Source organism: Aeromicrobium erythreum (assembly GCF_001509405.1).
GTDB lineage: Bacteria > Actinomycetota > Actinomycetes > Propionibacteriales > Nocardioidaceae > Aeromicrobium > Aeromicrobium erythreum.
Genome location: NZ_CP011502.1, coordinates 1 through 13152, shown reverse-complemented (window position 1 = coordinate 13152; position 13152 = coordinate 1). Strand labels below are relative to the sequence as shown.

The following is a 13152-nucleotide window of genomic DNA, read 5'->3' as shown; positions in this document are numbered from 1 at the left end:
ACCGCCGCAGTTCGCGGATCAGTGATCCGTGAACGTCACCTCGATGCCGCCCAGCAGCTGGGCGGCGAGGTTGTACAGGTGCGCGGCGATCGTGGCGATCGCCGTCATCAGCACGACGTTGACCGCACTGAAGATCAGGGTGAGGCCGACCAGGCGACCCAGGCCGAGGTAGTCGGTGAGGTCGAAGCTGCCGGCGCTGTCGGACAGCACGTTGGAGACCGTGCCGTTCAGCTGGTCCCAGATGCCGGTGAGATCGAGGACCACCCAGAAGATGGTGACCGCGACGACCGAGACGATCATGAGGGCGACCGAGACGACGAACGCCAGACGGGTGACCGACCACGGCTCGACGTGCGTCAGCCGCAGCCGTGCCTGACGACCGGACGCCGACGCCGCTGCCGGCGAGGCCGAGGCGGCCGGAGCCTTCGGCTCGTCCTTGACGGCAGGGATGACCGCGGTGCTGTCGGGCGACTGCGACGTGGTGCCGGCGTAGTCGGCAGCCGTCGGGGTCTTCTCGCGCGCAGCCGCGCCCTTCTTGGCGGGAGCGGACTTCTTGGCCGGGTCGGGGCGGCCGGCCGGGCTCGGCGCAGCCTTCTTCGCTGTGCTCGGGCCGTCGGTGGAGGGCTTGGACGCCGCAGGCTTCGCGGCCGAGCCGCTCCCGGACGTCGAGCCGGTCGGACGACCACGCCCCGAGGCGGGGCGGGCCGGACCGGCAGGACGGCGGTTCGCGCCGCCCTGCGTTGCGTCCTTGCCGCCGCCGACGGGCTTGCCGTCACGGTCGAGGCGCGGGATCTGCTGCGTCCGCGCGGCGTCACCGGCGCCCGAGCTGGGTGCCCGGTCCTGAGGCTTCTGCTGGTCGCTCACTCGTCGTGCCCCTCGTCAGTCGTGTCAGTGACCTCGGTGCCCGCGTCGTCGGGCGTCACCGGGTCCACCGTACCGGCCGGGGCGTCGTCGGCCTCGCTGTCAGGCTCCGCCGCGCCGCTCAGGTCGGTGTTCCGTGCGATCGTGACCACCCGGTCGTCACCCTTGAACTTGACGAAGGTGACGCCCATCGTGCCGCGACCCTTGGCCGGCACGCCCGCGACCTGGCTGCGCGTGACCTGGCCTCCAGCGGTGACGGAGATGACGTCGTCGGAGTCCTTCAGCACCAGTCCGCCGACGAGCTCGCCGCGGGCCTCGGTGATCTGCATGGCCTTGATGCCCAGGCCGCCGCGACCCTGCAGGCGGTACTCGTCGATCGAGGTCTTCTTGGCGTAGCCGCCGTCGGTGACGGTGAAGACGTAGAGGCGGTCCTCCTCGGGCACGTCCTCGAGGGCGACGTCTGCGTGCTCGTGCCGGATGACCGTCATGGACAGCAGGGCGTCGTCGTCGCGGAACTTCATGCCGGTGACGCCGGACGTCGCGCGACCCATGGGCCGCAGCTGGTCGTCGTCGGACCGGAACCGGATGGCCTGCGCCTTCTTGCTGATGAGCAGGAGGTCGTCGTCGGGTCCGGCGATGTCGGCGCCGATGAGGGCGTCGTCCTCGTCGCGGAAGTTGATCGCGATGACACCGGCTTGGCGCGGGCTGTTGTAGTCGGCCAACCGCGTCTTCTTCACCAGGCCCTTGCGGGTGGCGAGGACCAGGTAGGGCGCCTGGTCGTAGTCGCGGATGGCGAGGACCTGCGCGATCTCCTCGTCGGGCTGGAAGCTCAGCAGCCCGGCGACGTGACCGCCCTTGGCGTCGCGTCCGGCCTCGGGCAGCTGGTAGGCCTTGGTGCGGTACACGCGGCCGGCCGTCGTGAAGAACAGGATCCAGTGGTGCGCCGTGGTGGGGAACAGGTGCTCGACGAAGTCGCCGTCGCGCAGCTGCGCGCCGCGCACCCCCTTGCCGCCGCGACCCTGCACCCGGTACTGGTCGGTGCGGGTGCGCTTGGCGTAGCCGCCGCGGGTGATGGTGACCACGACGTCCTCGTCGGGGATGAGGTCCTCCATCGAGAGGTCGCCGTCACCGGGGACGATCGGCGTGCGGCGGTCGTCGCCGTACTTGTCGACGATCTCGGCCAGCTCCTCGCTGACGATGGCCCGCTGACGCTCCTCGCTGGCCAGGATGGCCTTGAAGTCGGCGATCTTGGCCTCGAGCTCGGCCAGGTTGTCGATGATCTTCTGCCGCTCGAGGGCGGCGAGGCGGCGCAGCTGCATGTCGAGGATGGCGCGTGCCTGCAGCTCGTCGATCTCGAGCAGCGCGATCAGGCCGTCGCGCGCCTCCTCGACGGTGGGGCTGCGGCGGATGAGTGCGATGACCTCGTCGAGCGCGTCGAGCGCCTTCACGAGACCACGCAGGATGTGGGCCTCGGCCTCGGCCTTCTTGAGACGGTAGGCGGTGCGTCGCTGGATGACCTCGATCTGGTGGGCGATCCAGTGCGACACGAACCCGTCGAGGGTGAGGGTGCGCGGGACGTCGTCGACGAGCGCCAGCATGTTGGCGCTGAAGTTCGACTGCAGGTCGGTGTGCTTGTAGAGGTTGTTGAGCACCACCCGGGCCACGGCGTCGCGACGCAGCTCGATGACGATGCGCATGCCGGCACGGTCGGACGACTCGTTGCGCAGGTCGGAGATGCCCTGCACACGGCCGGCGTTGACCAGGTCGGCGATCTTGCGCATGAGTGCGTCGGGGTTCACCTGGTAGGGCAGCTCGGTCACGACGAGCTGGATGCGGCCCTTCGTGTCCTCCTCGATGTTGACCACGGCACGCATCTGCACCGAGCCGCGGCCCGTGCGGTACATGTCCTCGATGCCGCGCGTGCCCACGATGAGGCCGTGGGTCGGGAAGTCGGGACCCTTGACCCGCTCGATGAGCGCCTCGAGCAGCTCGGCCTTGCCGGCGTCGGGGTGGGCGAGCGCCCACTGGACGCCGTCGGCCACCTCGCGCAGGTTGTGCGGCGGGATGTTGGTGGCCATGCCGACCGCGATGCCGGCCGAGCCGTTGACGAGCAGGTTCGGGATGCGCGCGGGCAGCACCGTCGGCTCGGAGGAGCGGCCGTCGTAGTTGGGCTTGAAGTCGACGGTGTCCTCGTCGATGTCGCGCACCATCTCCATGGCGATCGGCGCGAGCTTGCACTCGGTGTACCGCATGGCGGCCGCCGGGTCGTCGCCGACGGAGCCGAAGTTGCCCTGGCTGGCGATCATGGGCGCCCGCATGACCCACGGCTGCGCGAGCCGGACGAGGGTGTCGTAGATCGCCGTGTCTCCGTGCGGGTGGTACTGACCCATCACGTCACCGACGATGCGGCTGCACTTGGAGAAGCCGCGGTCGGGACGGTATCCGCCGTCGAACATCGCGTAGAGCACGCGCCGGTGCACCGGCTTGAGCCCGTCGCGCACGTCGGGCAGGGCCCGCGACACGATGACGCTCATCGCGTAGTCGATGTAGGACCGCTGCATCTCGTCCTGCAGCTCGACGGGCTCGATGCGGTCGCGCTCGATGGGGGTGTCGGTCATGTGTCGGTTCTCGTTTCAGGAAGGCGTCGCGGGAGCGGGCTGGCGGCCGGACGGCCTAGATGTCGAGGAAGCGGACGTCCTTGGCGTTGCGCTGGATGAAGCTGCGACGCTGCTCGACGTCCTCGCCCATGAGGATCGTGAAGATCTCGTCGGCCATGGCGGCGTCGGCGAGGGTGACCTGGCGCAGCACGCGCGCGTCGGGGTCCATGGTGGTCTCCCACAGCTCGCCGGCGTTCATCTCGCCCAGACCCTTGAACCGCTGCACCGGCGCCTCCTTGGGAAGGCGGTAGCCGGCCTCGTCGCCGGCCGCGAGCAGCGCGTCGCGCTCGCGGTCGGAGTAGGCGAGCTCGTGGGCGTGGTTGGTCCACTTGATCTTGTACAGCGGCGGCTGCGCGAGGTAGACGTGGCCGTTGTCGATCAGCGGCTTCATGAAGCGGAACAGCAGCGTGAGCAGCAGGGTGGAGATGTGCTGGCCGTCGACGTCGGCGTCGGCCATGAGCACGATCTTGTGGTACCGCAGCTTGGCGATGTCGAAGTCGTCGTGGACGCCCGTGCCGAGCGCGCTGATGATCGCCTGGACCTCGGCGTTCTGCAGGATCTTGTCGATCCGCGCCTTCTCGACGTTGAGGATCTTGCCGCGCAGCGGGAGGATCGCCTGCGTGCCCGGGTCGCGGCCGTTCTTGGCCGAGCCGCCGGCGGAGTTGCCCTCGACGACGAACAGCTCGCACTTCTCGGGGTCGCGGCTCGAGCAGTCGGCCAGCTTGCCGGGGAGGCCACCGCCGCCCAGGAAGCCCTTGCGGTTGCGGGCGAGGTCGCGGGCCTTGCGCGCGGCGAGCCGGGCGGAGGCGGCGTCGATGGCCTTGCGGATGACGACCTTGCCCTCGGCCGGGTTCCGCTCCAGCCAGGCGGCGAGCTCGTCGTTGACGACCTTCTGGACGAAGCTGCGTGCCTCGGAGTTGCCGAGCTTCGTCTTCGTCTGGCCCTCGAACTGCGGCTCGGCGAGCTTGATGGAGATGATCGCGGTGAGACCCTCGCGGATGTCCTCGCCCGACAGCTCCTCCTTGCCCTTGAGCAGGTTGTTGGTGTCGGCGAACCGCTTGACGGTCGTGGTGAGCGCGGTGCGGAAGCCCTCCTCGTGGGTGCCGCCCTCGTGCGTGTTGATCGTGTTGGCGAACGTGTGTACCGACTCGCTGAAGGAGTCGTTCCACTGCATCGCCAGCTCGAGGGAGAGGCCGTTCTCCTCGTCGTCGCGCTCGATGGAGATGACGTCGTTGTGGATCGGCGAGCGGGTGCCGACGTTGATGTGGTGCACGTAGTCGACGAGTCCGCCGTCGTAGCGGAAGCGCACCTCGCGCTCGAGGTCGTCGGCGCCGTCCTCGTCGTCGCTGCCGAGGTCGCGCTCGTCGCGCAGGTGGATCTCCAGGCCCTTGTTGAGGAACGCCATCTCGCGGAAGCGGCTCTTGAGGGTGTCGAAGGAGTAGTCCGTCGTCTCGAAGATGTCGGCGTTGGCGTAGAAGGTCTGCGTCGTGCCGGTCTCGTCGGTCGCCTCGCCCTGTTCGAGCTCGCCGGTGGGCACGCCGTTGTCGAACGTCTGGCGCCAGACGAAGCCGTCGCGCTTGATGACCGTGTGCATCGTGGTGCTCAGCGCGTTGACGACGGAGATGCCGACGCCGTGCAGACCGCCGGACACCTTGTAGCCGCCACCACCGAACTTGCCGCCCGCGTGCAGCGACGTCATGACGAGCGTGACGGCCGGGATCTTCTCCGTCGGGTGCATGTCGACGGGGATGCCGCGACCGTCGTCGACCACGCGTACGCCGCCGTCGTCCTGCAGCACGACCTCGATGTGGGTGGCGTGGCCCGCGAGCGCCTCGTCGACGGAGTTGTCGACGACCTCGTAGACGAGGTGGTGCAGACCGCGCTCGCCCGTGGAGCCGATGTACATGCCGGGACGCTTGCGGACGGCCTCGAGACCTTCGAGCACCTGGATGTTGCTCGCGTCGTACGAACCCTCGACCTGGGAGCGGGAGACCAGCTCCTCCGCGATGGGCTCGGGCGTGGTCTCGTCGTCAGGAGAGGTGGTCACTGTTCCAGTATACGGGCGATTGTGTGGCTCCCAGCGCACCTGCCCTCGTGTCACCGCGGGCCCGGCGGGTCCAGAGTGGTGCTGAGCGGGCTCGCAGCCCCTCCAGGAGCGCCGCGCGGGGTGGGGCCCCATGCCCCGATCGTCCCCGGGGGGCGTTCGGGCGTCTGAGGCCCGTTGGCGCGCCGCGACGCAGTTGACCCTGTCCGTCATCGTAGGAGGCATGACCCTCGTGGACCCCGACGTCGCTCCCGCGCCGGCGCGATCGACCCGCCGGACGGGCTCGAGCGTGCGCGGCACCGCCGCCGTCGTGGCCCTCGGCGCGACGCTCGCGTGCACGGTGCTGGCGTGGTTCGTGCTGCGCACCCCGCTCGGTCAGCGCCTCGACGAGCGCGCGATGAACACCGTGGTCGCCGGCCGCGACACGCAGCTGCAGGTGCTGAGCGTGCTGGGCTACGTCTCCATCGGCGCGATCGTCGTCGTGGCGCTCGCGTGCGTCGTCGTGGCGCTCGTCCGCGGTCGCGCCGCGCTCGCTCTCGGTGCCCTGACCGTGATCGCGGGCGCCAACGTGACCACCCAGGTCCTCAAGCACGCCCTGCTGACGCGGGCCGACGTCGTCGACGGGGTCGTCGCCCCCGTCAACAGCTTCCCGAGCGGCCACACCACCGTCGTGGCCGCCGGGGTCGGCGCGCTGTGCCTCGTGTCGCCGCGCTGGATGCGGCCCCTCGTCGTGCCGTTCGGTGCGTTCGCCGTGACCCTCACCGGCGCGTCCACGGTCGTGGCCGGGTGGCACCGACCCTCCGACGTCGTCGGCGCCGTGCTCGTGACGACCGCCTGGACCGCCGTCGTCTCGTGGGTCCTCGGTCGCCAGCACGTCGCCGTCCGCGGCACCTGGCTGCTCGCCCTCGTCGGCGCCGTCGCCGCGATCGGCGCCCTCGTCGCCATCGGCGTTCGCCCCTCCTACGGCTGGGACGGCTTCACCGACGCCGCCCTCGTCCTCGGCGCCCTCGGCGTCACCCTCGGCCTCGGCGTCGCTGCGGGGAACCGGGCGACGCCGACGTCGTAGGGGTCGGGTCGCGCCCTCGCTGGGGGCTCGTGCGCTGCCTGCGGGGGTCGTGACCTTGCTGGCGCGCTGCCGCAGGGGGTCGTGACCTTGGTGGTGCGCTGCCGCAGGGGGTCGTGACCTGCTGGTGCGCTGCCTCGGCTGGTGCTGGCGGTGGTCTCCGAGAGGGCCTCGACCGGCAGCGGGCCCGACCACGGTTTCGGGTCTCGGGGTCTGGCTTGAGCCCCGTGGGTGACGCACGCTTCTTCGTTTCTGCGTTCTCGGGCCACGATTCTGCGTTTGCGCGTCCTATCGGTGGATCTGCAACCGCAAGAGCGCTTCTGCGGTTGAGAATCCACCGATAGCGGGCTGTCGGCGCGAAAGTCTCTGCGTTCGCGCGCCCGAGTCCGAACGCTTCTGCGTTCACGACGGGATCCCGTAGGCAACGCAGAATCCTTGTCCCCCCGCACACGAACGCAGAAGCTTGCGTCCACCCCAGCACCAACCCGCAGCCCGAGACCCCAGACCAGCGCGCCCGCCCGCCGCCCGGTCGAGGCCCTTTCGGAGACCAGATACAGCGAAGGCCGAGACAGCGCACCAGCGGGTCGAGACCTCCTGCGGCAGCGCACCAGCTAGAAGAGGCCCCCATCAGCAGCGCACCAGCAGCCCAAGCCCGGCGATCAGCCGTACGTGTCCCGCGGCCCGCGACCCTTGACCGACCGGGGGCCGCGCTTCCAGGAGGGGGCTTGGGGGCCGCGGACGTCGATGCGGAGGACGGCGCCGTCGCCGAGCTCCTCGTTGAGGCGGGCGACGAGGCGAGGGGCGAGCAGGCGGAGCTGGGTGGCCCAGGCCGTCGAGTCAGTGGTCACGTGCAGGACCGCGTCCTCGTACCCGTCGACGGTCGAGTGTCGGGCGACCTCGGGGCCGACGATGGAGGACCAGTCGGTGAACACGCGCTGCGCCGACAGCCGGTCGTCCCAACCCTGCTGGCGCACGAGTGCACCGAGGGCGTCGGCGACGGTGGTCGGGTCCTCCCGACTCTTGCGCCGGCGGGGGGTGGAGCCGTCGGTACGTCGACGACGGGGACGCAGCGGTGCGCCCGTCCCGCGGTAGCTGTCGGCGATCTCGCGGGCCAGGCCGAGTGGGTCGTCGGAGCCGGGCGGCTCGGTGCCGTCGTCGTCGGGTGGGGTGCCGGACACCTCAGGCCTCCGTGACCTTGCCGGCGTGCACGTCGAAGCGGTGGCCGGCGAGCGCAGCGGGCACGTCGTCGGCGACGGCCGCCGTGACGAGCACCTGCTCGGCGTCGCCCACGAGCTCGGCGAGCTGCTCGCGGCGACCCTCGTCGAGCTCGGCGAAGACGTCGTCGAGGATCAGCACCGGGTCGTCGCCGTCGTCGTCGCGCAGGAGGGTGAACGACGCGAGACGCAGCGCGAGGGCCAGCGACCACGACTCGCCGTGGCTGGCGTACCCCTTCGCGGGAAGGTCGCCGATGACCAGCTCCACCTCGTCGCGGTGCGGCCCGACCAGCGTGACCGCCCGGTCGAGCTCGTCGCGCCGCCGCTCCTCGATCCCGGCGAGCAGGGCCTCCCGCACCCCGGCCGGGCTCTCGTCGTCGCTGACGACCGAGCCCCGGTAGGTGGCGGTCACGTCGCGACGGTCCGGGGCGGCGCGCGTGGCGACCGTCCGGTAGGACTCGACGAGGAACGGGGCGAGGTCGTGCAGCAACGCGATGCGGGCGGCGACGATCTCCCCGCCCAACGTGGCGAGCTTGTCGTCCCAGATGTCGAGAGTCGACAAATCTACTTGTCGGTTTGTGTACCTACCGGAGCGCGCCGACTTCAGCAGCGTGTTGCGCTGTCGCAGCACGCGCTCGTAGTCGGCCTTGACGCCCGCGAGCCGCGGTGTCCGCAACACGAGCAGACCGTCGAGGAAGCGCCGACGGTCCGACGGGTCGCCCTTGACGAGCGCGAGGTCCTCGGGCGAGAAGGTCACCGTGCGCAGCACCCCGACCAGGTCGCGGGCGCGCGGCAGCGCGGCCCGGTTCACCCGGGCGCGGTTGGCCCGGCCCGGCGTGATCTCGAGCTCGAGCAGCGCCGTGCGATCACCCCGCACGACCTCGGCCCGCACGACCGCGCGCTCCGCACCCGCCCGCACGAGCGGGGTGTCGGAGGAGACGCGGTGCGAGTCGAGCCGGGACAGGTAGTCGATGGCCTCGACCAGGTTCGTCTTGCCCTGGCCGTTCGCCCCGACGAACGCGGACGGCCCGGGCTCCAGCACGATCTCGACCTCGGGGTAGGACCGGAAGTCGTGCAGCGAGAGACGGGCGACGCGCATCCGTCAGGAGGGGTCGGCGTCGAGGTCGGCCGGCGAGTGCCCGGTCTCCTCGGCCGCCTGCACGGCGTGCCCGCCGAACTGCTGACGCATCGCCGCGACCGCCTGCATGGCGGGCGACTCGTCCTGGCGCGAGACGAACCGCGCGAACAGCGACGCTGCGATCGTCGGCGCCGGGACGGCGTGGTCGATCGCGGCCTCGACGGTCCAGCGACCTTCGCCGGAGTCCTCGGCGTAGCCGCGGATCTTCGAGAGACCGGGATCGTCCTGGAGCGCCTTGACGAGCAGGTCGAGCAGCCACGAGCGGACGACGGTGCCGACCCGCCAGGAGTCGAAGACGTCGGTGACGTTCTCGACGAGCTCGGCCTTCTCGAGCAGCTCGAAGCCCTCGGCGTAGGCCTGCATCATCGCGTACTCGATGCCGTTGTGGACCATCTTGGAGAAGTGGCCCGCGCCCACCCGACCGGCGTGCACGAACCCCGACTCGCCCTCGGGCTTGAGGACGTCGAAGACCGGCTGGACCTTCGCGATGTCGTGGGCGTCGCCACCGGCCATCAGCGCGTAGCCGTTCTCCAGGCCCCAGACGCCACCACTCACGCCGCAGTCGACGAAGCCGATGCCCTTCTCGGCGGCCAGGGCCGCGTGCTTCTCGTCGTCGGTCCAGCGGGAATTGCCGCCGTCGACGATCACGTCGCCCTCGCCGAGCAGCTCGAGGAGGTCCTCGACCGTGGCACGGGTGATGTCGCCCGCGGGCACCATCACCCACACGACCTTGGGCGAGGGCAGCTCCTCGACGAGAGCCTGCAGCGAGTCGACGTCGGTGACGTCGGGGTTGCGGTCGTAGCCGGTGACGGTGATGCCGCCGCTGCGCAGACGGGTGCGCATGTTGCCGCCCATCTTGCCGAGTCCGACGAGTCCGAGATGCATGGAGGTCCCTCCAGGTGACGACGTTGGTGCGGTGCGGCGGGCGGGTCAGCCCTGGAGCCGCACCGGCATGATCAGGTAGCGGAACGCGCCGTCGGGCGCGTCACCGATCTCGCGGACGCCGGAGATGGCGGCCGGCTTGGTGTGCTGGGTGAACGCGAGGTGCACGACGGGGTCGGACATGACGCCGAGACCCTCGAGCAGGTAGCCGGGGTTGAAGCCGATCGAGATGTCGGCCCCGTCGATCGTGGCCTCGATCGACTCCGACGCCTGCGCGTCGTCGCCGCTGCCGGCCTCGAGCAGCACCTGGCCGTCGGAGAACGTCAGGCGGACGGGCGTGTTGCGCTCGGCGACGAGCGAGACGCGCTTGACGGCGTCGACCAGGTCGGACGTGCGCACGTGCGCGACGGTCTCGGACTGCGCCTGGAAGAGCTGGCGCACCCGCGGGAAGTCGCCCTCGAGCAGGCGGGTCGTGGTGCGACGGGTGCCGTTGCCGACCGTGCCCTCGAAGCCGATGAGACCGTCACCGGTCTCGCCGGAGGAGATCGCGATGGTGATGTCGGAGCCGGAGACCAGGGAGCGCGCCGTCTCGCCGAGCACGCGTGCGGGCACGAGCGCGTGGCCGGAGGCGTCGCTGGCCTCGGGCGACCACTGCAGCTCGCGCAGGCTGGCGCGGAAGCGGTCGGTGGCCATGAGCGAGATCGTCGAGCCGTCGATCTCGAGCCGGACGCCGGTGAGCAGCGGCAGCATCTCGTCGCGGCCGGCGGCAGCGCTCGCCTGCGCGACGGCCGTGGCGAACTCGTCCGCCTTGATCGTGCCCGACGACGTCGGCATCTGCGGCAGCTGCGGGTACTCCTCCACGGGCATCGTGGACAGGCTGAACCGCGCGCTCCCGCACGAGACCTGGACCTTGGTGCCGTCGAGGCTGACGTCGATCGGCTTCGACGGCAGCGACTTGACGATCTCCGACAGCAGGCGGCCCGACACGAGGGCTCGGCCGTCGTCGGCGACCTCGGCCGGCAGCGTCGCGCGGGTGGAGGTCTCGTAGTCGAACCCGGACAGCGTCAGGCCGTCGCCGGCGGTCTCGATGAGGAGCCCGGCGAGGACGGGCACGCTCGGCCGGGTGGGCAGGCTGCGTGCGGTCCACGCCACGGCGTCGGCGAACGTGTCGCGATCGATGCGGAATCTCACGAATCGAGGCCTTTCGGGCATGAGAAGACTAGGACTGCATCCTGCCACGGACACGGTGTGAAGCGTAGGTCGGGCGAGGCGTCCTGAGGACGTCGTCCTGCTCGTCCACACCCAGGCCGTCCCGTCACTCTTGCGGGGGATCCGGACATGTAACTCCCTCGTCGTCGTCGTAGGCGGTGTGGATCCCGTGGACAACCGGCGTCGGCCCAGGTCAGGCGGCGTGTCGGCCCGTGGACGACGGTGTGGGCGTGTCGTGGACGCACCCCAGGCGGCTGTGCACGTCCGTGCGTCGTTCACACCTCGTTCACACGTCGGTCGCGTCTGTCCACCTGAGGTCGAGACTTTCCCACAGTGTCGTCCCCAGGTGTGCATGAAGCCCGCGGGCACCACGCGACGAGGCCGACGTCCCTCGGACGTCGGCCTGGTGGCGGCGGCAGGTGCCGCGCGGGGGTCAGTTCTGACGGGCCTGCTGCTTGATGCGGTTCGTCAGCTCCGTGACCTGGTTGTAGACGGCGTGCTTCTCGGCCATGAGCTTGCGGATCTTGCGGTCGGCGTGCATGACCGTGGTGTGGTCGCGTCCGCCGAAGTCGGCGCCGATCTTGGGCAGCGACATGTCGGTCAGCTCGCGGCACAGGTACATCGCGATCTGGCGGGCGAGGACGAGGTCGCGGCTGCGGTTCGTGCCGCACAGCTCCTCGATGGTGAACTCGGAGTAGGCGGCGGTCTGCGCCAGGATGACGCCGGCCGTGATCTCCGGCTCCTCGCCCTCGGCGACGAGGTCCTTCAGCACGATCTGCGCCAGCTGGAGGTCGACGGTCGCGCCCTGCAGGTTCGCGAACGCCGTGGCGCGGATGAGCGCACCCTCGAGCTCACGGATGTTGGTCTGCACCTTGCTCGCGATGAACTCGAGCACGTCGGCCGGTGCGGTGAGCTTCTCGATCGCGGCCTTCTTGCGCAGGATGGCGATGCGGGTCTCGAGGTCCGGCGGCAGCATCTCGGTCTGCAGGCCCCACTCGAACCGGTTGCGCAGCCGCTCCTCGAGCGTGCGCAGGTTCTTCGGGGGCCGGTCCGACGTCATGACGATCTGCTTGTTGGCGTTGTGCAGCGCGTTGAACGTGTGGAAGAACTCCGTCTGCGTCGACTCCTTGTTCTCGAGGAACTGGATGTCGTCGACAAGCAGCACGTCGATCTCGCGGTACTTCTGTCGCAGCGCGGCGGTGCGGTTCTCACGGATGGCGTTGATGACGTCGTTCGTGAACTCCTCGCTGTTGACGTAGCGCACGCGCGAGGAGGGGTAGAGGTTCAGGACGTAGTGGCCGATGGCGTGCAGCAGGTGCGTCTTGCCGAGTCCGGAGTCGCCGTGGATGACCAGCGGGTTGTACGCCTTGCCGGGCGCCTCGGCGGCCGCGACCGCGGCGGCGTGGGCGAAGCGGTTCGACGAGCCGATGACGAAGTTCTCGAACAGGTACCGCGCGTTGAGCCTGGCTTCGTGGGCGCTGGTCCGACGCTGCACGGGGTCGGGCTCCTGGGCCCAGCTCGGGACGAACTCGTCGACGTCGATGTCGTCACCCTCCTCCTCGGGCGCCGGGGGCACCACGGAAAGTGGATGTGTCGACTTGTCGTCATTCTGGGGTCCTGGCCCCTGCGGTGCCGTGTTCTGCGGTCCTGCAGGGTGCGGGCGGTCGTCGGCCTGCGGCGTCGCGGACGACGGGCGGTCCCGCGAGCGGTCGGCGAGCGACGGCTCGATGGTGACGACGAGGCGGACCTGCTCGCCGAGGTGCGACGACAGCGCGTGCTCCAGGGCAGGGCGGACGCGCGACTCCAGCTGCGCACGGCTCAGGTCGTCGGGCACGCCGACGATGAAGATCCCCGGGTGCCGGCTGATCGGCTCGGCGCTGTAGACCCAGACGCGGGCGCCGTTCGACAGGGTCGAGACGGCGTGGTCCCACGCCGTGGAGAGCTCGACGTCGTCCGAGGTCTGCCCTGAGGCGTCGGTCATGCAGGTCTCCCGAGGGGTCGCGTGGTCCACAGAGTTGTCCACACGGTGTGCATCCAGCTACCCGCTGGTCCTGCGCTGTGGAAAAAGGCGCAGAGCGGCGACG

Annotated in this window: 9 protein-coding genes; 1 reads left to right on the top strand and 8 read right to left on the bottom strand. The window is 70.4% G+C overall.

The window, feature by feature from the left end; all coding sequences use genetic code 11:
• Window positions 1–18: 18 nt before the first annotated feature.
• From Aeryth_RS18215 to gyrB, 3 genes are read right to left on the bottom strand one after another with little or no spacing between them, the layout of a single operon-like run.
• The gene (locus tag Aeryth_RS18215; RefSeq protein ID WP_236749777.1) at window positions 19–864 is read right to left on the bottom strand and encodes a DUF3566 domain-containing protein; all 846 of its coding nucleotides are present in this window, start codon (window positions 862–864) and stop codon (window positions 19–21) included.
• Window positions 861–3479, bottom strand: coding sequence for a DNA gyrase subunit A (gene gyrA / locus Aeryth_RS00040; protein WP_067852980.1), 2619 nt, complete (start codon window positions 3477–3479; stop codon window positions 861–863). Before gyrA ends, Aeryth_RS18215 begins: the two co-directional genes overlap by 4 nt.
• A gap of 55 nt (window positions 3480–3534) precedes the next feature.
• Window positions 3535–5565, bottom strand: coding sequence for a DNA topoisomerase (ATP-hydrolyzing) subunit B (gene gyrB / locus Aeryth_RS00035; RefSeq protein WP_083516138.1), 2031 nt, complete (start codon window positions 5563–5565; stop codon window positions 3535–3537).
• Window positions 5566–5785: 220 nt separating this feature from the next.
• Between gyrB and Aeryth_RS00030 the strand changes: the two genes are divergently transcribed.
• Window positions 5786–6628 carry a phosphatase PAP2 family protein gene (locus Aeryth_RS00030; protein ID WP_067852978.1) on the top strand — a complete coding sequence of 281 codons (843 nt, stop codon included), beginning with the start codon at window positions 5786–5788 and terminating at the stop codon, window positions 6626–6628.
• Between the two features lie 656 nt (window positions 6629–7284).
• Here the strand turns inward: Aeryth_RS00030 and Aeryth_RS00025 are convergent.
• From Aeryth_RS00025 to dnaA, 5 genes are all read right to left on the bottom strand, one after another.
• Window positions 7285–7803: a DciA family protein gene (locus Aeryth_RS00025; protein WP_067852977.1), complete on the bottom strand. Its 519-nt coding sequence runs from the start codon at window positions 7801–7803 to the stop codon at window positions 7285–7287.
• A gap of 1 nt (window position 7804) precedes the next feature.
• Window positions 7805–8938: a DNA replication/repair protein RecF gene (gene recF / locus Aeryth_RS00020; RefSeq protein ID WP_067852976.1), complete on the bottom strand. Its 1134-nt coding sequence runs from the start codon at window positions 8936–8938 to the stop codon at window positions 7805–7807.
• Between the two features lie 3 nt (window positions 8939–8941).
• Window positions 8942–9862, bottom strand: a complete 921-nt coding sequence (gene gnd / locus Aeryth_RS00015) for a phosphogluconate dehydrogenase (NAD(+)-dependent, decarboxylating) (RefSeq protein WP_067852974.1) — start codon at window positions 9860–9862, stop codon at window positions 8942–8944.
• A 45-nt stretch (window positions 9863–9907) separates the two neighbouring features.
• The gene (gene dnaN / locus Aeryth_RS00010) at window positions 9908–11050 is read right to left on the bottom strand and encodes a DNA polymerase III subunit beta (RefSeq protein ID WP_067852972.1); all 1143 of its coding nucleotides are present in this window, start codon (window positions 11048–11050) and stop codon (window positions 9908–9910) included.
• 451 nt (window positions 11051–11501) lie between these two features.
• Window positions 11502–13049: a chromosomal replication initiator protein DnaA gene (gene dnaA, locus Aeryth_RS00005; protein WP_067852969.1), complete on the bottom strand. Its 1548-nt coding sequence runs from the start codon at window positions 13047–13049 to the stop codon at window positions 11502–11504.
• Window positions 13050–13152 lie beyond the last annotated feature (103 nt).